Origin of the sequence: Sulfitobacter pacificus, from assembly GCF_030159975.1 — a bacterium.
GTDB classification, from domain to species: Bacteria; Pseudomonadota; Alphaproteobacteria; order Rhodobacterales; family Rhodobacteraceae; genus Sulfitobacter; species Sulfitobacter pacificus.
Genome location: NZ_BSNL01000001.1, coordinates 838231 through 859857 on the forward strand (window position 1 = coordinate 838231; position 21627 = coordinate 859857).

24 protein-coding genes and 3 tRNA genes are annotated in these 21627 nt (G+C 57.8%); 14 read left to right on the forward strand and 13 right to left on the reverse strand.

Annotated elements, in window-relative coordinates:
• Positions 1-74 precede the first annotated feature (74 nt).
• From QQL78_RS04195 to QQL78_RS04210, 4 genes are all read left to right on the forward strand, one after another.
• Positions 75-2165, forward strand: a complete 2091-nt coding sequence (locus QQL78_RS04195) for a TonB-dependent siderophore receptor (RefSeq protein ID WP_284370871.1) — start codon at positions 75-77, stop codon at positions 2163-2165.
• A complete protein-coding gene (locus QQL78_RS04200) occupies positions 2165-3385 on the forward strand; it encodes an MFS transporter (protein ID WP_284370873.1) in 1221 nt (406 codons plus the stop codon). The genes QQL78_RS04195 and QQL78_RS04200 overlap by 1 nt, the downstream gene beginning before the upstream one ends.
• A complete protein-coding gene (locus QQL78_RS04205; protein ID WP_284370875.1) occupies positions 3378-4421 on the forward strand; it encodes a siderophore-interacting protein in 1044 nt (347 codons plus the stop codon). Before QQL78_RS04200 ends, QQL78_RS04205 begins: the two co-directional genes overlap by 8 nt.
• 283 nt (positions 4422-4704) lie before the next feature.
• A complete protein-coding gene (locus QQL78_RS04210; protein WP_284370877.1) occupies positions 4705-5457 on the forward strand; it encodes an IclR family transcriptional regulator in 753 nt (250 codons plus the stop codon).
• Positions 5458-5702: 245 nt separating this feature from the next.
• Here the strand turns inward: QQL78_RS04210 and QQL78_RS04215 are convergent.
• Positions 5703-5786: transfer RNA gene (locus tag QQL78_RS04215), tRNA-Tyr, on the reverse strand.
• Between the two features lie 113 nt (positions 5787-5899).
• On the opposite strand from QQL78_RS04215, the gene rlmB reads away from it, so the two are divergent.
• The 3 genes from rlmB to QQL78_RS04230 all read left to right on the forward strand — a co-directional run bounded on the left by rlmB (position 5900) and on the right by QQL78_RS04230 (position 7697).
• The gene (gene rlmB / locus QQL78_RS04220) at positions 5900-6676 is read left to right on the forward strand and encodes a 23S rRNA (guanosine(2251)-2'-O)-methyltransferase RlmB (protein WP_284370879.1); all 777 of its coding nucleotides are present in this window, start codon (positions 5900-5902) and stop codon (positions 6674-6676) included.
• A gap of 12 nt (positions 6677-6688) precedes the next feature.
• Positions 6689-6997 (forward strand): hypothetical protein, encoded by a 309-nt coding sequence (locus tag QQL78_RS04225; protein WP_284370881.1) that lies wholly within the window; start codon positions 6689-6691, stop codon positions 6995-6997.
• Between the two features lie 232 nt (positions 6998-7229).
• The gene (locus QQL78_RS04230) at positions 7230-7697 is read left to right on the forward strand and encodes a CoA-binding protein (protein WP_386257448.1); all 468 of its coding nucleotides are present in this window, start codon (positions 7230-7232) and stop codon (positions 7695-7697) included.
• Positions 7698-7834: 137 nt separating this feature from the next.
• Here QQL78_RS04230 and QQL78_RS04235 read toward each other — a convergent pair whose 3' ends face one another.
• The 3 genes from QQL78_RS04235 to hisA form a co-directional block, all read right to left on the reverse strand.
• Positions 7835-8140 (reverse strand): phosphoribosyl-ATP diphosphatase, encoded by a 306-nt coding sequence (locus QQL78_RS04235; protein ID WP_284370883.1) that lies wholly within the window; start codon positions 8138-8140, stop codon positions 7835-7837.
• Positions 8137-8898, reverse strand: a complete 762-nt coding sequence (gene hisF / locus QQL78_RS04240; protein WP_284370884.1) for an imidazole glycerol phosphate synthase subunit HisF — start codon at positions 8896-8898, stop codon at positions 8137-8139. The genes QQL78_RS04235 and hisF overlap by 4 nt, the downstream gene beginning before the upstream one ends.
• Positions 8899-8966: 68 nt before the next feature.
• Positions 8967-9686 carry a 1-(5-phosphoribosyl)-5-[(5-phosphoribosylamino)methylideneamino]imidazole-4-carboxamide isomerase gene (gene hisA, locus QQL78_RS04245; RefSeq protein WP_284370885.1) on the reverse strand — a complete coding sequence of 240 codons (720 nt, stop codon included), beginning with the start codon at positions 9684-9686 and terminating at the stop codon, positions 8967-8969.
• A 131-nt stretch (positions 9687-9817) separates the two neighbouring features.
• On the opposite strand from hisA, the gene QQL78_RS04250 reads away from it, so the two are divergent.
• The 3 genes from QQL78_RS04250 (at position 9818) to QQL78_RS04260 (ending at position 11220) form a co-directional block, all read left to right on the forward strand.
• Positions 9818-10207 carry a DUF2147 domain-containing protein gene (locus tag QQL78_RS04250; protein WP_284370887.1) on the forward strand — a complete coding sequence of 130 codons (390 nt, stop codon included), beginning with the start codon at positions 9818-9820 and terminating at the stop codon, positions 10205-10207.
• A gap of 80 nt (positions 10208-10287) precedes the next feature.
• Positions 10288-10695 (forward strand): DUF2147 domain-containing protein, encoded by a 408-nt coding sequence (locus QQL78_RS04255; protein WP_284370889.1) that lies wholly within the window; start codon positions 10288-10290, stop codon positions 10693-10695.
• 132 nt (positions 10696-10827) lie between these two features.
• Positions 10828-11220 carry a DUF2147 domain-containing protein gene (locus QQL78_RS04260; RefSeq protein WP_284370891.1) on the forward strand — a complete coding sequence of 131 codons (393 nt, stop codon included), beginning with the start codon at positions 10828-10830 and terminating at the stop codon, positions 11218-11220.
• Between the two features lie 68 nt (positions 11221-11288).
• Here QQL78_RS04260 and hisH read toward each other — a convergent pair whose 3' ends face one another.
• Both hisH and hisB read right to left on the reverse strand, forming a co-directional pair.
• Complete coding sequence (hisH, locus tag QQL78_RS04265) at positions 11289-11927, reverse strand: imidazole glycerol phosphate synthase subunit HisH (protein ID WP_284370893.1); 639 nt, start codon at positions 11925-11927, stop codon at positions 11289-11291.
• 27 nt (positions 11928-11954) lie between these two features.
• Positions 11955-12542 carry an imidazoleglycerol-phosphate dehydratase HisB gene (gene hisB, locus QQL78_RS04270; RefSeq protein ID WP_284370895.1) on the reverse strand — a complete coding sequence of 196 codons (588 nt, stop codon included), beginning with the start codon at positions 12540-12542 and terminating at the stop codon, positions 11955-11957.
• Positions 12543-12688: 146 nt separating this feature from the next.
• On the opposite strand from hisB, the gene QQL78_RS04275 reads away from it, so the two are divergent.
• On the forward strand, positions 12689-12928 hold the full coding sequence (locus tag QQL78_RS04275) for an Lrp/AsnC ligand binding domain-containing protein (protein WP_025044303.1): 240 nt from the start codon (positions 12689-12691) through the stop codon (positions 12926-12928).
• A complete protein-coding gene (locus QQL78_RS04280; RefSeq protein ID WP_284370898.1) occupies positions 12928-13272 on the forward strand; it encodes a hypothetical protein in 345 nt (114 codons plus the stop codon). Before QQL78_RS04275 ends, QQL78_RS04280 begins: the two co-directional genes overlap by 1 nt.
• Positions 13273-13398: 126 nt before the next feature.
• Here the strand turns inward: QQL78_RS04280 and QQL78_RS04285 are convergent.
• The 6 genes from QQL78_RS04285 to QQL78_RS04310 form a co-directional block, all read right to left on the reverse strand.
• Positions 13399-13473 (reverse strand) — tRNA-Gly (locus QQL78_RS04285).
• A gap of 224 nt (positions 13474-13697) precedes the next feature.
• Positions 13698-14087 (reverse strand): MAPEG family protein, encoded by a 390-nt coding sequence (locus QQL78_RS04290; protein WP_284370899.1) that lies wholly within the window; start codon positions 14085-14087, stop codon positions 13698-13700.
• A 333-nt stretch (positions 14088-14420) separates the two neighbouring features.
• Positions 14421-16094: a cytochrome c oxidase subunit I gene (ctaD, locus tag QQL78_RS04295; RefSeq protein WP_284370901.1), complete on the reverse strand. Its 1674-nt coding sequence runs from the start codon at positions 16092-16094 to the stop codon at positions 14421-14423.
• A 323-nt stretch (positions 16095-16417) separates the two neighbouring features.
• Positions 16418-17089 carry a lipoyl(octanoyl) transferase LipB gene (gene lipB, locus QQL78_RS04300; protein ID WP_284370903.1) on the reverse strand — a complete coding sequence of 224 codons (672 nt, stop codon included), beginning with the start codon at positions 17087-17089 and terminating at the stop codon, positions 16418-16420.
• Between the two features lie 39 nt (positions 17090-17128).
• On the reverse strand, positions 17129-17515 hold the full coding sequence (locus QQL78_RS04305) for a hypothetical protein (protein WP_284370905.1): 387 nt from the start codon (positions 17513-17515) through the stop codon (positions 17129-17131).
• 74 nt (positions 17516-17589) lie between these two features.
• The gene (locus QQL78_RS04310; protein ID WP_284370907.1) at positions 17590-18264 is read right to left on the reverse strand and encodes a DsbA family oxidoreductase; all 675 of its coding nucleotides are present in this window, start codon (positions 18262-18264) and stop codon (positions 17590-17592) included.
• A gap of 172 nt (positions 18265-18436) precedes the next feature.
• Between QQL78_RS04310 and QQL78_RS04315 the strand changes: the two genes are divergently transcribed.
• Positions 18437-19756, forward strand: coding sequence for a peptidoglycan-binding domain-containing protein (locus tag QQL78_RS04315; RefSeq protein WP_284370910.1), 1320 nt, complete (start codon positions 18437-18439; stop codon positions 19754-19756).
• Positions 19757-19877: 121 nt separating this feature from the next.
• A tRNA-Leu gene (locus QQL78_RS04320) sits at positions 19878-19963 on the forward strand.
• Between the two features lie 499 nt (positions 19964-20462).
• Here QQL78_RS04320 and QQL78_RS04325 read toward each other — a convergent pair.
• Positions 20463-21536: a malate/lactate/ureidoglycolate dehydrogenase gene (locus tag QQL78_RS04325; RefSeq protein WP_284370912.1), complete on the reverse strand. Its 1074-nt coding sequence runs from the start codon at positions 21534-21536 to the stop codon at positions 20463-20465.
• Positions 21537-21627: the final 91 nt, after the last annotated feature.

A 21627-nucleotide genomic window follows, 5' to 3' on the forward strand; every position in this document is an offset into this window, starting at 1 on the left:
AATCCTGACTAAAATAGTTTGACTCTCTGCTTTCTTCCCGCCATCACAGGGGAAAATCAAATACGGGACAGAACATGAGAACCTCATATATCGCGATTATCGCGGCCCTTTCGGTTGCGCCGGGGGTGCATGCGCAAGAAGTTGATGCCGTCGAACTGGGCACCCTTACGCTGGAAGCAGAGAGCGACCAGACGCTGGTTCAGGACGGCTACGTTGGATCATCCGGGCGTCAGGCGACCCGTGTTGATACCGCAATTCAGGATGTGCCGCAGGCGATCAGCATTGTCACCCAAGATCAGATCGAAGATCAGCGACCGCGCACATTGCTGGAATCACTGTCATATTCATCGGGGGTAGGGGTGACAAACTTTGGGTTCGATACCCGGTATGACGCCATCTATTTGCGGGGGTTCTCCGCCTATTACAACGGGTTGTTCCGCGACGGGCTGCGGCAGGTCAACGGCCCCTCGGCATGGTATCGCAATGAACCATTCACATTCGAGGGGGCGGCGGTGCTGAAAGGGCCGTCCTCCGCGCTTTACGGGGTCAGCGGTGCCGGGGGAATTGTGAATGTCGTATCCAAACGGCCAAAAGACGAACGCTACCGCGAGTTGCAGCTGACCACGGGGTCTGAGAACCGCAAAGAGCTGGCCTTTGATTTCTCAGGGCCCTTGGATGAAGAGGGCAGGCTGAGCTATCGTTTGACCGGCATCAGCCGGAATGCGGATACACCGCTTGAGGGGTATAGCGATGATCTGAACCTGATTGCGCCTGCGCTGACCTACAAGCTGACTGACCAGACCACGGTGACGATTCTGGGTGAATATGCCGATGCGGTGGTCGGCAGTACGGCGGTTTATCACAATTCCAGCTATGGAGTGGCGTCGGATTTCTATGTTGGTGACCCGGAATACAATGATTTTGAGAACACCCAGTGGCGTTTGGGCTACGAGATCGAACATGAGGTTAACAACAACCTGATTTTGCGGCAAAAACTGCGCTATTCGCATGTCGACGCCGATATGCGCTTTAGCGGTGTTTACCCATCTGGCAGCGGGCTGAGCCGCTATTGGGGGCATTACGTCGAGCAGTCCGAGAACCTTGTCGTCGACACTATGGTGGAGGCACGGTTTGACACCGGGTCCTGGCAACACACCATGGTTGCCGGGGTTGATGTAAGTCGCACCTCTTATGATGCGGATTATGCGCTGGGCTATGTTTCGGCACTGGAGACTGACGCGCTGACCTTGCCGTATTACGGCGGTCAGGAGATGGATCAAGTGGGCATCTACCTGCATGATCAAATGGTCAACGGCCCGTTCAGCGTGTTCCTCAGCGGGCGCTATGATCAGGTTGACCTCACCACATTTGACGCCGCGCAGGTTGGCTCGGATACATCTCATGACGGTTTCTCCGGGCGTGTTGGGGTCAGCTATATGATGAACCCGAACCTGTCACTGTTCGGGAATGTTTCCAGCTCCTTTGTCCCAACAACCGGGCTAATCTACACCGATCCCACTGATCCGCTCAGCAGCCGTGCGGCGGATCCGACGCGCGGGCTGCAAAAAGAGGTGGGGGTTAAATATCAGCTGCCCGGCACGGACAGCCTGATCAGCCTCTCGGTCTTTGACATCCAGCAAGAGGACGGTGTGGTGTTCCAGAACGTCGATCCGACTGTCTTTGGCGGGTTGAACCAAATTCAGGTGCCTTATGATCTGCGTTCGCGCGGGTTGGAGCTGGAAGGGCAGTTCAACTATGACAATGGGTTGCGCCTGATCGGTTCCTATACCTATCTGGATATGGAAATCGAGGCAGGGACCGCCGGAACCGTAGGCAAGAAACTGTCCGCCACACCAGAGCATGCCGCCTCTCTCTGGGCCTTCTACGAGCCACAACAAGGTGCCTTGAAAGGCTTCGGGTTCGGGGCTGGTCTGCGCTATGTCGGTGAAAGCTGGGGTGATGACCAGAACAGTTTCAAGAACGGCGATGCCTTCTTTGCTGATCTTGCTCTGACCTATGACTTTGGCCAGATCGGTTACGATGGCCTGGGTTTGCAGGTGAACGTCAAAAACATCTTTGATGAGACCGGCCAGAATTGCAGTGGTGGCTTCTGCTACCGTCAGGAAGGCCGTACTGCCACTGCAACCTTGAACTATCGTTTCTGATGGCAGTCATGCAGGGCAAATGGGCCACAATCGGTGCTTTGGGCGGTGTTTACATCGCCCAAAGTGTCATCGCGGGTGTGACATGGTCCGGCTTGCCGGGGGTGTTGCGGGCGCAGGGTTTGGCGCTGGACAAGATCGGGTTGGTCTCGCTGCTGGTGCTGCCCTGGGCGCTGAAATTTCTATGGGCACCGATGATAGAGCGGTTCCGCCTGCCCTTGCAGGGGCGTGACCGCTCGGCATTGATCGTGTTAATCGGTGCGGCGGTTGCCGTGATGTCGCTTGGTCTGGTTGGTTTGATCGGGCCGACCTCTTTGATGCCGGTTCTGGCAATATTGCTGATAGCGGCCTTTGCCACGGCGACGGTGGATATCGCCTGTGATGGCCACGCGGTCGCCGCCCTGAAATACGGTGATTATGGCTGGGGCAACGCGGCACAAGTGGGCGGGGCCTATCTTGGCGGGGCCATTGGCGGCGGTTTGTTTATGATCCTTGTTGATCATGCCGGCTGGTTTGTTGGCACGTGGACAATGGCGGTTGTGATTGCCATTTTATGCCTGCCGTTTGTCTGGCACGTCAAAGGGGCAGAAGCCCGCGTGCGTGCTCATACCCCCAGTCTGCGTGCGTCTTTAGCCCGCCCCGAGATCCGTCAGGGTTTGTTGGTCGCCGCGCTTTATGTGATTGCGCAAAAGACCGGTATGGGCATGTTCGGTGCCTTCTTTATCGATGCAGGATATGACCTTGCGCAACTGGGATTGCTCAGCGGGCTGGGTGGGCTGACGCTTGGGCTTGCCGGTGCGCTGTTTGGCGGGGCCTTTGTGCGCCGTTTCGGCACCCGGCGGGTGCTGGTTGCAGCGGTGGCGGTTCAGGCCGCGATCCTTGCGCTTGTCGGGATATCGGCAGGGGATGTCCTGTTGCCGGCAGCCGTGGTTGCCCCGGTTGCGATGGTGGCCAGCGGGGCCGTCATGGCATTTGGTTTCGTCGCGCTATACGGGCAGTTTATGGTCTGGTCCGACCCGCGCCAGGGGGGCGTGGATTTCACCCTTTTTCAATGTATGGACGCCGCCGTCAGCATGGTGGCCGGGGTCACTGCGGGCTATGTCGCGGAATACCTCGGGTACGGTGTCTTTTTCAGCGCGGCCTGCATCGCCTCATTGATTTCCCTACCCATCATCTGGCGCGTTGCCGGTCATCGTTCACCAAAGGAGGTCAGTCATGCCTGAACATATCGCACATACAGATTTGCCCGGCATTGCCTTTGCCCCGCTGCGCCAGTTTACCCTGGCCGAGGCGCAGGCGCATGATCTGACCGTGGCGCAAGATGATGCCAGGGGATTGGCAGTACAGACCTATTATGGGCGCATCACCTTTGTGCCACTTGGCGAGGGCTGCCGGGCTGAGATCATATCGGAGCGTGCGGATTTCCTGCAAACCCTCAAGGACAGCATTGTCGGGCAGATCGGGGAGGTGTTTCCTGAAGTTGCCCAAGGGTTGCGTTGGTCAGATGCCGAGGTTGAAGAGGGCAGCTTGCCGGTGAATGCAAAGGTGATGACGCTTCAATCTGTCGAACATATGCCCTGCGGCTTCTACCGTGTTACGCTGGCGGGGGATGTCTCGCGGTTTTCCAATGGGGCAATACATTTCCGTCTTGCGCTCCCCCCGGCTGATCTGGCGGTGCCGGTCTGGCCGCGGCTAGGGCCAAATGGCGCAACAGTCTGGCCCAAAGGGGACGAAGCGCTGCATCTGCCGGTCTACACCGCGCGTTATGTTGACCCTGAGGCCGGGAAACTTGTTTTCGACCTGTTGCAGCATGACGGGGGCCGCGCCTCTGAATGGGCCACGACAACCCAGATGGGCAGCGATGTATTGGTCGTGGGCCCCGGCGGCGGCGGATGCGAGCTGGCAGGGCCGATCCTTGGCTTCTCGGACGACACCGCCTTTCCGGCCATCGCGCGGGTGCTTGAGGCCAATCCGGCGCTGACCGGGCATATCCGCATGTACCCCAGAAACGAGGCTGCCGGCCGCTATCCGATGCCCGAACATGCTGGCGTCAAGATCGAGATCTGCCCGCCTCAAAGCGGGGCGCAGATGGCGCAAGATGCCTGCGCTGCACTGGCAAAAACTCCGGAGGCCTATCTTTGGTTTGCAGGCGAGCGGGCACAGGCGGATCATGTGCGCAGCGCGAATAAGGCGGCAGGCCGGACCGGCAAAGACGCTTATGTTTCGGCCTATTGGCGGCGTGAAATGGCACAGGCATGATTTTGCCCGGTGCGCGACGGCTTGCTATCTTGGCTGCTGTTCCGCACCGGATGAATGTCCCTGCACCCGTGAATGCGTGACGCAGGCAGGGTCGCCGGATGACCCGTGGCGGTCGAAGGTAAAGGCCATGGGTTTTCTGTCTTGATGGGTGTATTATAATATGATACCGAGTATTTATATTCGACCAGTTCATACGATCAGACTTGCTGGCATCAAGCCGCCGGATGACGTTTCACCGAGGTTTTGAGGCAAGCATTTGGAAAAGAAGCAAAATACCCTTTATGTGAGTTCGCTTGCAAAGGGGCTGCGCCTGTTGCGCGCCTTTGATGAAACCCACACAGAGCTGTCATTGGTCGAGTTGTCCCAACGTACCGAACTGGACAAAAGCGCCGTTCAACGGTTGGCCAATACCCTGCATATCGAAGGCATGCTTGACAAAAACCCGGTCACACGGCGGTTTCGGCCGTCACATGCATGGCTGCAACTGGCCTATTCCTATTATTGGTCTGATCAGCTTGTCGGGCAGGCCATTCCCAAGTTGATCGACCTCAGTCAGGAGCTGGGTGAGACGGTCAATCTGGCGGAGTTGTCTGATGACCATATCATCTATGTCAGCCGGTTGCCCTGCAAACGCACCTATTTTGCCGCAACGGTTGTGGGGCGGCGTTTGCCAGCGCTGTCCACCTCGGCAGGGCGGGCGATGATTTCGACGTTTTCTGCTGAAGACCGCGAAGAGGCGGTCCGTACATGGTCGCTGAAATCTTTCACCAACCGCACCACCATGGACCGCGATGAGATCCGTCGCAGTATTGATGAAGCCGTTGCAAACGGTTTTGCAATCTCGACCGGACAGATGATCCTGTCAGAACTGGGCGTGGCCTGTCCGATCGCCGGGCCGGATGGTCATGCTTTTGCGGCAGTGCAATGTTCGGTCTCCGCTCATACATGGACCCGCGAACGCATCGAGGCAGAGATTTTGCCACGGCTTCAGGATACGGCGAACGCGATTTCGCCCTCTTCACAGGCGCGCCGCTGATAAATCGGCGCATTTGGTCGGCGCTTGATTGATCACGACTTTGCGGGGTGGGGTGATCCGGGAGCCGTTTTGCAAACGGGCCAGTTTGCGACCTGTCACTGAAACGTCCCGAATACCTCCGCAAGGAAACCGCAGGTGGGCCCTGCCACGGAAGCGGCGCGCAGGCTTGATCCGGGGCATCAATCGCAATCGGTGTATACGGTGGCTCGTCTCAGGTGGAAAATTCTGCTGCGGAGGAGAAAAAGTGGTGGGCGACCCTGGAATCGAACCAGGCGTGCGTCTCCGCGAGGGAGTTACAGTCCCCTGCCACACCTTGCGGCCTGTCGCCCACTACGTCCTTCGCATTGCGCTGAACGTGAGGGCGTGATTACAAGCGGCCCTAAGGGGCGTCAAGGCAAAAACCATAGCCTTTTGCACAGACTGCACATGAGGACAAAAAAAGATGAAGAAACCCAAATGGGTCGTTCAGAAAGAACAAGACAAGAAAGCCGAGGCAAACTTGACCGTTTGGCTGTTTGGTCTGCATGCGGTGCGTGATGCGCTGATGAATCCCGAGCGTGAGAAATTGCGCCTGATGGTGACGCCCAATGCCCAGGCAAAGCTGGAAGAGGCGATAGCGCAGGCGGGAATCACCCCCGAGGTTGTGGATCCGCGTAAATTCAAACCCCCGTTGGATTCGGGGTCGGTGCATCAGGGGGCTGTCCTTGAGGTGAAGCCGCTGAATTGGGGCCGGCTTGAGGATGTCTGTATCGGTGACGCGGCCCCGCGGGTGATGTTGCTGGATCGGGTGACTGATCCGCATAACGTGGGGGCGATTCTACGCTCTGCCGAGGTGCTGGGTGCCTCTGCGGTGATTGGCACGCGCCACCATTCGGCACCGGAAACCGGGGCGCTGGCCAAGACGGCATCAGGTGCCCTGGAACGCCAGCCCTATTTGCGGGTGCGCAATCTTGCGGATGCGATTCGGGCGCTACAGAACATGGGCTATCTTGTTCTGGGGCTGGATGGCGAGGCGGAGCTGTCGATTGAAGCTGCGGTCGAGGGCAAACGTGATCGCCCCGTGGCGCTGGTGCTGGGGGCCGAGGGGCCGGGGCTGCGCGAAAAGACCCGCGAGACGGTGGATGCCTTGGTGCGGATTGACGCAGTTGGTGCATTTGGCTCACTGAATGTCTCGAATGCTGCCGCAATCGCCTTATATGCGGCAAGACGCGACGCATAAGGGCCACGAACCATGGGATATCCCGTAAAAATCGCGACCTGCTGTCACTGCGGCAGCAAGGCTGCGCTGAAGCTCGACAAGGGGCAGCATGCGCTGGCCTGCGCCAGCTGCGGGGCACCGCTGCGCAATCTGAAGACCCTGCCTGTAGCCTCGCCTGTGCGGCCTGCGATCAGCCATCAGCCCCCGCTGCGCCAGTTTGCGAAAAAGCCAAAGGCACCGCCGGTGAAAAAGGCCAAATCCCGCAAAATGAAAAAGCGGATCGGCTGGTTGAAAGAGGCGGCAGAAGATCTGTTTGACCTTGTGGAAGACATCTTTGACTGAAGCAGTTGGCAAAACGGCAGTTTCGGCAAGGATTCGCCCATCTTGTTAACATCGTGTTCACAAATTCGCGCTACCTCTTTTATCGGGCAAGAGCGCTTCATACCTCTGTCACAAGACACGCCGGTCTGGAGCGCCGGCATGTCCTTTACTGTCCCTCGTTCCACACTTTTGCGCCCTCAGGCATGTCTTGAGGGTGCTTTTTTTTGTCGGGAATCCGGTATAGGGAAGAGGGATGATGTATTCAGATGCCCTGCTGCGGGATGTATTGCGCCGAACCAAACGGATCGCCATGGTCGGTGTGTCGATAAACCCGGTGCGCGCCAGTTATTTTGTCGCCCGCTATCTGGATCTGCGCGGTTTCGATGTGGTGCCGGTAAATCCGGCCTATGCCGGTAAGATGCTGTTTGGAAGTGTGATTCTGGGTGGGCTGTCGGAAGTTGAGGGGCCGGTGGATATGGTCGATATCTTTCGCCGCTCCGAGGCTGTCCCGGAGATTGTCGAGGAGGCGCTGGAGGTGTTTCCCCAGTTGCAGACCATCTGGATGCAGATCGGTGTTGAACATGCCGAGGCGGCGGCGATGGCCGAAGCACGCGGGGTGACGGTGATACAGGACCGCTGTCCCAAGATCGAATATCAACGGTTGTTTGGTGAGCTGCGCAGGGGCGGGTTTGCCACCGGGGTGATCTCCAGCAAGCTGTGACATCTGAGTGATCTGATGGCGCGGAGCGGGCAAGCCCGCATTTGATTTTATAAATTTTCCTCAAGGGGAAAATTTGATGAGGGCGCTGCCCTCAAACTCCCGCAGGATATAGGGCCAAAAAGAGCAGGGGAGCGGGGTCAGCGGGCCGCTTTTTCGGCGATGCCGGACGTGGATTGACGCCTGGCGAGTTCGTCCAGCACATCCCTGAAAGGGACATCGCGGGCGGCGAGCATGACCAAGAGGTGATAGAGCACGTCAGCCGCTTCGCAGGTGAGGGCGGTTTTGTCGTCTTTGACGGCTTCTATGATCGCCTCGACTGCCTCCTCACCAAATTTTTCGGCACATTTTTCAGGGCCTTTGGCAAGGAGCTGTGCGGTCCAGCTGCTGCTTGGATCAGCGTTCTTGCGTGACAGAATGGTGTCGTAGAGATCATCAAGGGTCATGTCAGCCTCACAGGGATGCCTGCGGCGGCCATATGGGATTTGGCCTGTGCAATGGTGAATTCGCCAAAGTGAAAGATCGAGGCGGCAAGCACGGCGGATGCGCCACCTTTTGTCACACCGTCCACGAGGTGATCGAGGGTGCCAACACCGCCCGAGGCAATGACAGGAACGCAAACCGCGTCAGAAATGGCGCGGGTGAGGGGCAGGTTAAACCCCTGTTTGGTGCCATCCCGGTCCATTGAGGTCAGCAGGATTTCACCGGCACCTTTGGCGGCCACGGTCTTGGCAAAGGCGACAGCGTCGATGCCGGTGGGCTTGCGCCCGCCATGGGTGAAGATTTCCCATTTGCCGGGGGCGACTGTTTTGGCGTCGATGGCGCAGACGATGCATTGGCTGCCGAATTGATCAGCAGCTGTTGCAATGACATCGGGGTCGGCCACAGCGGCAGAATTGAAGCTGACCTTGTCGGCACCGGCCAGGAGCAGGGCGCGCACGTCCTGAGCGCTGCGCACGCCGCCGCCCACGGTCAGCGGGATGTAGCAATGTTCAGCGGTACGGCGTACCAGATCGAACATGGTGCCGCGGTTTTCATGGGTGGCGTGGATGTCGAGAAAGCAGAGTTCATCCGCACCGGCGGCATCATAGGCGATGGCGGCATCAACCGGATCACCGGCATCGCGCAGGCCAACGAAGTTCACACCTTTGACGACGCGGCCGTCCGCGACGTCAAGGCAGGGGATGATGCGGGTTTTGAGCATTTGGGCGTTCTATCTGAAGATATGTTTGGGGCTGCCGTTGTGCAGGTGAGTTTAACGGCACGATGACGTCAGGTCTGTAGGGATGTGAGGGCGGTTTTCAGATCGATGGCACCATCGTAGAGGGCGCGGCCGGAGATGGCACCGCTGATCACACCGGTGGATTTCAGGGCGGTGAGATCAGCGAGCGAGGAGACGCCGCCGGAGGCGATTACGGGAATGTCGACCGCGCGGGCAAGGGCGGCGGTGGCGTCGATATTGGGGCCACCCATGGCCCCATCGCGCAGGATGTCGGTGTAGATGATGGCAGCGACACCGGCGTCTTCAAATGATTTGGCAAGGTCGGTGACCATCACATCGGTTTCAGTGGCCCAACCTTTGGTGGCGACCCTGCCGTTTCGCGCGTCAATGCCGACGGCGACCTTGCCGGGGAAGGCGCGGGCGGCCTCGCGGACCAGATCGGGGTTTTCCACGGCCACAGTGCCAAGGATGACGCGGGCAAGGCCCTTGTCCAGCCAGCTTTCGATGGTGGCCATGTCGCGGATACCGCCGCCCAGCTGGGCGGGGACCTTGCAGGCCTTGAGGATCGCCTCGACAGGGGCGGCATTGACCGGGGTACCTGCAAAGGCACCGTTCAGATCAACCAGATGCAGCCAAGTGCAACCGGCATTTACGAATTCCAGCGCCTGGGCGGCGGGATCGTCGTTGAAAACGGTGGAGCGGTCCATATCGCCATGAACGAGGCGCACGGCATTGCCGTCTTTGAGGTCAATTGCGGGGTAGAGGATCATCTTGCAGGCCCTTGGTTTGCTTGTGTCAGGGTTTTGCATGCTGCGAAGTGATTTGCAACGCGACCCAAGGTTACGCTTGCCACAATAAAAGCGGATGAGCACAGTGTTCTGAAATTTGGGAGGATTTTACGATGAAAAATATCATGGCAGCGGTTGTGGTGGGGCTGATGGGTACCGGGGCGGCCTGGGCGGCGGATCCGGTTTTCGGTATGTGGCAGACCCAGCCGGATAAAGGTGTTTACTATCACGTTGAAATGAAGGCTTGTGGGGCGAAGATCTGTGGTGTTTTCCGGCAAAAGTTTGACAATGGCGCGAAGGTGGCGAGCGACGTCATTGGAAAAAACGCCATGTTTGACTTGGTGGCCACGGGCAACGGTGAATATGAGGGCAAGGCATGGAAACCCTCGAACGGCAAAACATATAACGGCTCCGGAAAATTGAGCGGCAATTCCTTGAAGATTGGCGGTTGTGTGCTGGGTGGGCTTATCTGTTCCAAACAGACGTGGAAACGGTTGAACTAGGCCGATCCGCCCTGCTGTCTTGATCCGGCTCCGTGAGATTTTTAGACTGACGCCTGAAGAGAGCTGTCTGGTGGGATCAGATGAAGTTTATGCATTATTTTGCGGCGCTGCTGTTGGTGGCGCTGGCCACGGGCGGGGTGGCGCAGGAGGAAGGTCAGGCCGAGGTGCCGCTTGGCGTGTGGCAAACAGAGCCGGATACCCTGGGTGTTGTATTGCTGGTGCGGACACGTAGCTGCGGGGGTGCTTTATGCGCCAGGGTGCAGCGGGCCAAAAACCGCGCCGGATATGATGCGCCGTCAAATGCCGTGGGCCAAAAGGCATTCTGGGCGATGAAACCGCAGCCCGATGGAAGCTTCTTTGGTGAATACCGTGATCCCCGCGGCCGGCGATATCTGCAAAGCCGGGTCGAGGTGGTGGGGCGCAAGCTGCGGCTGCGGGCCTGCGACAAGGAATCCTGCACAGAAACCATCTGGAAACGGGTGCGCTAGACCGCATTTCAGGGCGACAAAATAACATTTGCCAGAGTGCCAAAGCAGGCGTAAAGAGCATATCGCGCTCTAACAATCTCCGGGGATCGGCAGATCAGGGGCGGGCCCGTATCGCTTTGGGGAGTGATGCAGATGAACTTTCGCAGATTATTGTTTTCAATGACATTTTTGACCGCGCTACCGATGCCGGTGCTCGCGGATGTACCAGTGGGCCTGTGGCAGGCAAAACCGGACCGGCGCGGGGTGGTGATGCATGTGCGCACCAAACCCTGCGGGTCTGCAATTTGCGGCCAGATTGAACGGGCCAAGGACCGGCGCGGTTATGACACACCCTCCAGGGATTTAGGGCGGCGGATGCTGCTGAACATGCAGGCGCAATCCGACGGCAGCTACACAGGAGAGATCTGGGAGCCGGTGGAGAACCGGATTCTATCTGCGAAGATGCGTGTAGAGGGCAATAAAATGCGGCTCAGCACCTGTGATGGGGCAGGATGTGCGAATGTGGTCTGGACCAGATTGCGCTGATGGTTCACGGCCTGATCCGAGGTTGAGTCCAGGCGCGCAGAGCTACAGCGCGGCTGGCACTGTTGAGGTTACGGTTTCCACCTCAGGAAATTGGCGATCAGGCGCAGGCCAGTGGTTTGGCTTTTCTCTGGGTGGAACTGCATGCCCAGCATGGTATCGCGCCCAATAACTGCGGTCACATCCCCGGCGTAATCCACATGGGCCAGACGCTGCGCATCCTGTGCTACAGCCATATGATAGGAATGTACAAAATAGGTATGATCACCGGTTTTCAGACCGTCAAATACCGCATGGGGATGGTCAATCACCAGATCATTCCACCCCATATGCGGTACTTTGAACGCAGGATCAGCGGGGGTGATCTTGGTCACTTCACCGTCGATCCAGCCCAGTCCCGCCGTGTCTTCATATTCGCGGCCCATGCTGGCCATCAGCTGCATCCCGACACAGATGCCAAGAAAGGGGCGTGCCTTGACCTCGACGGCCTCTACCATCGCGTCATATAGCCCACCCGCACCTTTCAGCGCGGCCATACAGGCAGGAAAGGCCCCATCGCCGGGCAGGACAATGCGATCGGCCCTGGCCACAGTATCGGCGTCAGCGGTGACGACAACATCACCCGCGTCGACCTCACGCGCCATCCGTTCAAAGGCTTTGTGGGCCGAGTGCAGATTGCCGGACTCATAGTCAATAATTGCGGTCAGCATGGGCAGGTTTTCCAGAACTTTGGCGGTTTACAACGCGCCTTTGGTGGAAGGGATCGCATCGGCTTTGCGCGGATCAACCTCGACCGCTTCGCGCAGGGCGCGGGCGACGGATTTAAACGCTGCTTCGGCAATGTGGTGGCTGTTCACCCCATGCAATTGGTCCACATGCAACGTAATGCCGCCATGGGTGCTGAGCGCCTGAAAGAATTCGCGCACCAGTTCCGTGTCGAAATTCCCGATTTTTGCGGTGGGCAGATCGACGTTCCAGATCAGGAAGGGACGGGCGGAGAGATCAAGCGCCGTGCGCAGCTGTGCATCATCCATCGCCAGCAGGCAGGACCCATAGCGGCGGATGCCGCGTTTGTCTCCAAGTGCGGTGGCAAGGGCTTGACCCAATGTGATGCCCACGTCTTCAACCGTATGGTGATCATCGATGTGCAAATCACCCTTGGCGCGGATGGTCATGTCGATCAGTGAATGCCGTGCCAGCTGGTCCAGCATATGGTCAAAGAAGCCCACACCGGTCTGATTGTCGTAAACCCCTGTGCCATCAAGGTTAATCTCGACACTCACATCGGTTTCGGCGGTGGTGCGGGTCAGGGTGGTGGTGCGCATGGGCGGTCTCCGGTGCGGTGGGTTGGCGTCCTTATAACAGGCGGGGCGGGCAGGCCAAGGTGGATCGCGACAGATCCCGCAGATCACCCATTGCGGGGGGCGCCCCTTCGTGCGAGATTTTAGCTGACCCAACACCGAGGCCCCTCATGAGCACCTGCGTTTTCATCCAGATCCGTTGCAAACCCGGCACCACCTATCGTGTCGCTGAAGAAATCGCCTTGCGCGAGATCCATTCGGAACTTTATTCGACCTCCGGGGATTTTGATCTGTTGATGAAACTATACGTGCCCAAGGGCGCAGATGTCGGGGTTTATATCAACGACAACTTGCTGGATATTGTCGGGATTGAACGTTCGCTGACCACGATGACATTCAAGGTCTTTTGATGCGGGTTTTGCTGGTCGGGGTGGTGATCAGCCTCGCGGCCAGTTTTCCCGTCCACGCACAAACCAAACGCATCTATGAAGGTGAAGAGGCGGCAGCCCTGCGTTGTGCAAATACGCTGGCGTTGACCGCGGTCGCCTTGTCGCGGGCGGGATTGATCGAGGATGTGGAAAAGAACGTGATGCTGGGCATTACGGTGCGCATTCTTGATCTGCATGTTGACGGCTCTTGGCAGCAAAAGAAACGCGCATTGGAAGTGATGCGGGACCGGCGCGATATCGCGGATACATTGGACGACTATCGCAAGAACGCCGCCCGCTGCCTGCGCCAGTTCCCAATCAACTGAAGTCAGCAGCGCAGCATTCAAAACAACAGCGTGAGAGGCAGCATTTCAAAACGCGGTGCCAGAACGAAAAAAACCATCCCGAAGGATGGTCTTTGTTCTGTTCTGCCGGGGCTGGCAGGACCCAAATGGAGCGGGCGAGGCGATTCGAACGCCCGACCCTAACCTTGGCAAGGTTATGCTCTACCCCTGAGCTACGCCCGCATCCTTTGGTGTGGACCGAATACCCATCCTGAGGGGGGGCTGCAAGAGAGAAATTCACCCCTTTGCGATTTTTTTTGCAACTTGCCTGCAAGACAGAATTTTCGGCGATGGCTGGGCCTGTGGCCGTTGAAAAGCTTCCGTAAGGGCAGGTTGTTTGACTGCGGATCATCCGGCGGGATCTGGGGTTCTTGCTGGCAGCAGCGGAGCTGGAACCCCGCAGTCCTTCAGAAAATACTATGTACCAAAAGCGCAAGCGCGCCGAGCGCGATGACCAGAAGTGTCAACAGCATGCCGATTTGACGCAGGATGATTTTCTGTGGGGTGGAGGCAAACCCGTAGCCATGCAGCGCACGCCCAGCAACAAGTGCAATTCCCATCAGATGCACAGCGATCGCCGGCGCGGCTGATAGTTCCACCAGCAGGATGATGATCAAGGCGATGGGGGCGTATTCGGCACAATTGGCCTGTGCCCGCATCCGTTTGAGGAGGTTCTTGTCACCCTTGTCGCCCAGTGAGATCACATGGGCATGTCGGTAACGGATCACGCGCCAGCTGAGCGTCAGAAAGATAAAGGCGGTCAGCGCGGCATAGATCGGTGTGATGGTGACGGGCATATGTGTTCCTTTGCCTGTTACGGGCTGTTGCCGGATTGGACAAGGCGCATGGGAAATTGTCAAAGCAATTGGCTGCCCCCAAGGGCGGCAACGCTGCGTCCTTTGGTCCAAGCTCAGGCCATGCCGCCCGGCGGAGGCATCATCGTTATGTTGCGCCAGTTTGAGTAGGCGCGGCGCACTCCAGCGTGGTTGTTTCAAAATTAACAAAGTTTTGATGTGCTGGCGGTGCCGGATGGTGTGGTCTGATGTCTGGAGGAGGAGGGGAGACGTAGCGCAAAGAAAAAGGGCCCCGGTCGAAACCGGAGCCCTTTGGTATTCATCCAACAACCTGCCTTAGTGGCCGGGTTGCTTGTCCCAATCTTCCTGCTTTGGCAGGATTTCAAACGTATGCTCCGGTGGCGGGGATGGCAGTGTCCATTCCAGCGTGTCGGCATATTCGTTCCATGGGTTGTTCTGTGTCACCTTTGCGCCGCGCAGCAGCGAGTAGGCGATCACCCCAAAGAAGAAGACGAAGGAAGCAAAGCTCAGGAAAGCACCCCAGCTTGACCACTGGTTCCAGTAAGCGAATGCCTCTGGGTAGTCGATGTAGCGGCGTGGCATGCCCTGACGGCCCAGAAAGTGCTGGGGGAAGAAGGTCAGGTTTGCACCGACGAACATCGCCCAGAAGTGCAGCTTGCCCGCCCATTCAGGATACATGCGGCCAGTCATTTTGGGGAAGTAGAAGTAGATCCCTGCAAAAATCGCGAACACAGCACCAAGGCTCATCACATAGTGGAAGTGCGCCACAACGTAATAGGTGTCATGGTAGTAGCGGTCCACGGCGGCCTGCGACAGAACGATGCCTGTCACACCACCCACGGTGAAGAGGAACAGGAAGCCAAAGGCCCAGAGCATCGGTGTCTTCATTTCGACAGAACCGCCCCACATGGTGGCAATCCATGAAAAGACCTTTACCCCGGTCGGCACCGCGATGACCATGGTTGCCAGCATAAAGTAGGCCTGCTGGTTCAGGGTCATACCCACGGTGTACATGTGGTGCGCCCAGACGACGAAACCCAGAACACCGATTGCAATGATCGCCCAGACCATTGGCAGGTAGCCAAAGATCGGTTTGCGCGAAAAGGTTGCAATCACGTGGCTGATGATGCCGAAACCGGGTAGAATGATGATGTAGACCTCAGGGTGACCGAAGAACCACAGGATGTGCTGGTACAGAACCGGATCGCCGCCGCCCGAGGGGTCAAAGAAGGCAAATCCAAAGTTACGATCCATCAACAACATGGTGATCGCACCGGCCAGAACGGGCAGGGACAAAAGGATCAACCAGGAGGTCACAAATATCGACCAGCTAAACAGCGGCACTTTGAAAAGGGTCATGCCCGGTGTGCGCATGTTCAGGAAAGTGGTGATCATGTTGATCGCACCAAGGATCGAAGAGGCACCCGAAACGTGTACCGCAAAGATCGCGAGGTCCATGGACATGCCGCCTTCTTTCACCGACAGTGGCGGGTACAGAACCCAGCCCACACCGGAGCCTGCCTGACCGTTACCACCCGGCGCAAGAACGGAACATACCGCCAGCGTTGTACCAGCCACGTAGAGCCAGAACGACAGGTTGTTCATCCGTGGGAACGCCATATCCGGCGCACCGATTTGCAGGGGCATGAAATAGTTGCCGAAACCGCCGAAAAGCGCCGGAATAACAACGAAGAACATCATCAGGATACCGTGACCGGTGATCAGAACGTTCCAGAGGTGACCGTTGGGGGTACATAGGGAAGAGCTATCCGCGATGAAACGCGCCCCTTCCATACACATGTACTGAACGCCGGGGTCCATCAGTTCCAACCGCATGTAAACGGTGAAGAGAACGGAAATGAACCCGACAAAAGCGGAGACGATCAGGTATAGAATACCGATGTCTTTGTGGTTTGTGGACATGAACCAACGGGTGAAGAATCCCCGTTCGTCTTCGTGATCGTGCCCGTTGATGGCTGCGTCTGCCATGCGGTGCCTCCTCGCTATGGAATTTAGGTGCCCCACACCTGTCGGCTTAGCGCGGAGCGATATAGATTGGTTCTAGTCTTGTCGCAGCACAGGGGCAATGGGCGCGATGGTCGCAGGAGAGGAAATCTGCGTTAAATTGTGCCTCTTTGCGCCAAGAGTAACCCCGATCGAGGGGCGGATACGGAAAAATGCTTTGATAATTTGATGAAAGGTCAGATCGAATTTATAGCTGTGGTGCTGGTTGGCGCGATTTGCGACCCAGATCCGCAGAATATTGCGAATCTATATTTTGCCCGAACCGTTGGGCGTATCCATGCGCCGGATCAACCGGCAGGCGGCACCGGTATGTCACCAAATACTTTGGCAAAACTGTCGCGCAGGGTCACGTCCAGATCATCCATCGTCACCGGCAATCCCAGATCCACAAGCGAGGTCACCCCGTGATCGCTGATCCCGCAGGGCACGATCCCGCTGAAATGCTCCAGCTCCGGTTCCACATTGATGCTGATGCCGTGAAAACTGATCCATTTGCGCAAGCGGATGCCAATGGCGGCAATCTTGTCTTCGGCAGGGCTGCCATCCGCTTGGCGTGGTTTTTCAGGACGTTCGACCCAGACACCAACACGCCCCGTGCGGATTTCGCCGCGCAGGTTGAACTGATCCAGAGTATCGATCACCCAGGCCTCCAGATCACGCACAAAACAGCGCACATCGCGCCCCCGCTTGCCGACATCCAGCAGCACATAGGCCACCCGCTGGCCCGGACCGTGGTAGGTATATTGCCCACCGCGCTTGGTGTCATAGACGGGAAAACGGTCCGGGTCTGTCAGATCCGCAGGTTTGGCCGAGGTGCCAGCGGTATAAAGCGGCGGATGTTCGACCAGCCAGATGCATTCAGGCGCGGTGCCTGCCGCAATCGCCGCGACACGGTTTTCCATCCAGGCTTCGGCTGCGCGATAGTCGGTCAAGCCGTCTGTTGTGATCCATTCCACCATAGGGGCGGTCTATCCAATCTGTCCCACCGCGTGAAGGGGTCAGTCGACGTGAAAAACCGATTGCGCGAGGCCTCCGCGCGGCTCTCCACGGCAAAAGCCGGGCAGAACAATACGATGCAGTACCCAGCGCCGCGCAACCAACCGTCGTTTGGCGACGCAAACCTGCGCCCCTTTTTGCGTCGCCACAAAAGGATCGGCGATGCGCACCAAACGAACCCTGTCAGGTGTGTCCAGCAATACGATACGGTCATTTGCGGATTTACCGGCCACCGTGTTGACGTCCAACACTTTGATCCAGCGGTATTCTATGCTTAGAAGAATACCATGTGCAGCAAGTGCCAGCCCGACAAACAGGGCAAGGCCGATCAGCGTTTTGATCCGTGGCGGCGTACTCCGGGCGGCTGTTATCGGTTTGCTTTGCATCATGGACAAACCCTGTCCGGGGAATCGGGCAGGGGCATGGCGCAAAAACGGTGATTGCCCGCTGGTGGGCGCTGCGCTCAGGCGGCTTCTTTCTCGCTCACTACTTTACGCAACATTTGGGCATAGGTCTCTGCGCCCTGCGCCCCGGTCAAAAGATATTTACCGTCAAAGATCATCGAGGGCACGCCCGAAACACCACGTTCGGTCCAGAACTGTTGGTGCGCACGTGTTTCTTCTGCTTTGCTTTGGCTGCTCAACATCTCTTCGGCGGCGGCGCGGTCCAGATTAACGGATTCGGCGATGTCCAGCAGGGTAGGGATGTCCGACACATCTTGACCCTCGGTAAAATGGGCGAAAAACAACGCCATCTTCAACGGATGTTGCAACCCTTGTTCCTGCGCCCAGCCCAGCAGTTGATGCGCGGCAAATGTGTTTACGATCCGGCTGTCGGGGGTGAAGTGGAAGGTAAACCCCAGATCGCGGCCCAGCTGCTCCAGATGGGCACGGTTCTGTGCCGATTGTTCGGGGGTGCTGCCGTATTTCTCGGTGATATGCTCGGTCAGGTTCTGACCTTCCGGCGGCATGGCGGGATTCAATTCAAACGGGTGCCAGCGCACATAGGCCCCGATGCCAACCATGCCCAATGCCTGTTCCAGTTGCTTATAGCCGACAATGCACCAGGGACACATGACATCGGAAACGATATCGACCTGAACCACAGGGGCGTCGGGATTTTGCGGGGATTCTAACATAACGCGCTCATTTCCAATGGACCTTTGCCCACAAGGTGATGCTCTTTTCGGATGTTTCAAGGCATTGTCTCCCTTGGGTTGCGCATATTTTTGCGAACAACCTTTGGGGATAACGGCAAATGTGCTAAAACTTCCGGCAATAAAACGAGTCATTTCAGTCGGAGTATTTACCATGGATTTTAAAACCATCACCGGAGCCCTGCTTGGGGCATCGCTGGCCTTTGTCCCTGCCGATACGGCGCAGGCGGATGCAGGTGACTTTATCGCCGGGGCCATCATCGGCGGGATCGTCGGGGCCAACGCCAAGAAACAGCGTACAACCCGCACCACCACAAAGCGCTACAAGAAAAAGACCTATCGGCCTAGCCTCCCGTCCACGCAGGAAGGGCGCAACATTCAGGCCTCACTAAACTACTTTGGTTTCAACGCGGGGGCGGTTGATGGCCAGCTGGGCCAAAAAACCCGCAATGCGGTTTCGCAATATCAGGCCTATCTTGGATATCCGGTCACCGGTCAGTTGTCCGCCTTTGAGAACAATCTGCTGATCTCCAGCTACAACCGCGCACAGGCAGGTGGCTATGCGGTGCAGCAACAGGTTGCGGCAACTCAGGACGGCACGCGCGGATTGCTGAAAACCTACCGCGCTGAAATGGCCGGACAATCCCCCGCTGGCAATGGCACTGCGCAAACAACCATCGTTGTAGCTCCGCAGGTCGCCCCGCAACCCGCGCCCACGACACCGGTCGTTGCCGCAGCCGCGGCAACTGCAGCGACGGGCCTGCCCAGCTTTATGGGGGCAGCATCACAGGCGTCACTGGCCTCGCATTGTAATACCGTTTCATTGATTACCAACACCAACGGCGGCTTCACCACTTTGGCCAGCATGTCTGACCCCAATGTGGCGATCAACGAACAGTTCTGTCTGGCGCGCACCTATGCCATCGCCAGATCTGAAGAACTGGTGGGGAAGATCCAAGGCTTCACACCGGATCAGGTCGCCCAGCAATGTGTCGGTTTTGGTCCGGCAATGAAGGACTATGTGTCTTCGCTTTCGCTTAAATCGCGGGATGCGGTGGTGGCCGATGTATCTTCTTTTGTCCTGACAACGGGGATGTCGCCAGCGCAACTGGCTGGCACCGCTCGGATTTGTATGGGGGTCGGGTATCGCACCGATAACATGGAAGTCGCTGTCGGCTCTGCCTTGCTGCTTTATACAATGGGCGAGGGGGTCTATGGCGAATTGATGGGCCATCACCTGAGTCAGGGGTTCGGCACCGCCAAACGGGCGGATAAGGCGATGGATTGGTATCAGGCCGGTTTGGCCGCAGTTGATTCCGGGGCAGCCACGGTATTTGTACCCGGTCAACCGGAACGCACAGAGCTGATCCGCGTCGCCTCCCAACGCATGAACGGTGCCCCTGCCTTGCCCAGCTTCCCGCAGCCACAGGCCGCGTCCAGCACCGGTTTGCCGACATTTTCAGTCAGCGAATAGGCAGGCATTTGACATGGTTTCACCATGGCCCCCGTTGCTGAAAAGCAGCGGGGGTTTTTCGTGACTTTTTGCTCTTCACAAGGCGGACATTCCCCGCTAAACCCCGCGCATACCATGGCTTGCGGTCGTGGCGGAATGGTAGACGCGCAGCGTTGAGGTCGCTGTGGGGTAACACCCGTGAGAGTTCGAGTCTCTCCGACCGCACCACTTTCAGATTCATTATTCAAATGCCGCCCTAACGCCTTGAATACCAAGGCTGTTTTAGGTGTTCTGGCACCCGTTTTTCGGTGGTATTGCAGACGGTCTGTGAAGGCCAGTCTGAGGACGGTTCTACGCAGGGTGATGTGACCTGATTCCCATAGTTTCCAAGGGTTTGCGAGGAGTTGGAGCGAGAGTTCTAGCACCTCGTCAAACTTGCCCTTTGGCTGGCTGCGATGCGCCGTCCTTGCCTGCCCAACTTGCCTGATCGCAAGACCCCAACGCGCACTGGTTGCGGGCGAGAGCTTCGGCCGCACCGCCGCCGCGCGCCCGCTTAACCCTTCTTCAATCAATCTCTGAAACCGCTCCCGCAGGGCATTCGGCAAAGGTGCTGACATAAAGACCTGTAGAATGAGAGGGTCTCATCCGCAGGCAAGAGGGGGCGCAAAGCGCGAATGTGCTGACAAACCAGTTCGAGCATCCAAAATACCCTAACGCATCCCGCCCATCAGCCTGCGTTAAGCAGCGTGAAGAGCTCCTTCTCTGGAACCTTGACGGATCTTGCGGCTTCGATCAGCTGTGCGGTAGTGCCTGCATCCAAATGGATACCAGCGGCGTTTCGCGCCTTGGCGCTTTGCCTTTCGGGATCACCGGGCAGCATCACCGCATCAAAGCCGGGGGCAGGGGGAGATGATTTGACCCAGTCGGTGTAATTGTCCACATCGATTCCAAAAGCCTCGGCATTGCCGAACACATTGGGGTCGATCAGGATTGCCATCATGTTGTTCAGGATCTGCCCTTCAACTTCGCGTTCCGGCAAATAGGCCCCACCGCCACTGAAAGAACCACCAAGGATATCTCCCAGCAAGGCCAGCCCGAAACCCTTGTGTTGTCCAAAAGTTGTAAGCGCCCCCATCGGGTCATTGAACATCACTGAGGGATCGGTGGTCGGGTTTCCGGCCGCGTCGATCACACAGCCTTTGGGCACCTGTTTGCCGCTCAGCTCTGCCACACGTGCCTTGCCCATCGCAATTGTGCTGGTCGCCATGTCTAACAGAAACATCGGGTGTTTCCTGGTGGCTGGAATGGCAGTGCAATAGGGATTGGTGACAAAACGCGCGTCGCTGCCGCCAAAGGGTGCAACGATAGGACGGGAGGACTGAACATTGGCGTAGATAATGCAGATGAAACCTTCCGCTGCGGCCATGGCACCCCAATCACCCAGGCGGCCCAGGTGAAAACTGCGGCGCAGGGACAGAACCGCGAAATGACTGGTTTTTGCCCGCGCGATGGCCAGTGTCATCGCTTGTTCCGCAATGATATGGCCAAAGCCCTGATGGCCCTCGACCAACAGGAACGGACCTTTGTCCTGCACCACCTCGGCGGCGGCATCGGGGATCAGCTGACCGGCCAGAATTCCCTGCACATAGGCCGGGATCATGCCGACACCGTGGCTGTCATGGCCCGTCAGATTGGCATCCACCAGGCGCGTTGCCACCCGTTCTGCGTCCCGGGCTGTAGCCCCCGCATGAGACAGGATCGAACAGGCCACTGTGGTTAGTTCTTTGGCGGAGAGTTTCATATGCGGGCCTTTCATTCCGGGCATAAGGCGCGGGGGCGAGGTCATCGCGGTTGGCTGTATGCGCCATTCCGCAGTGGCGGCGCAAAGAGGC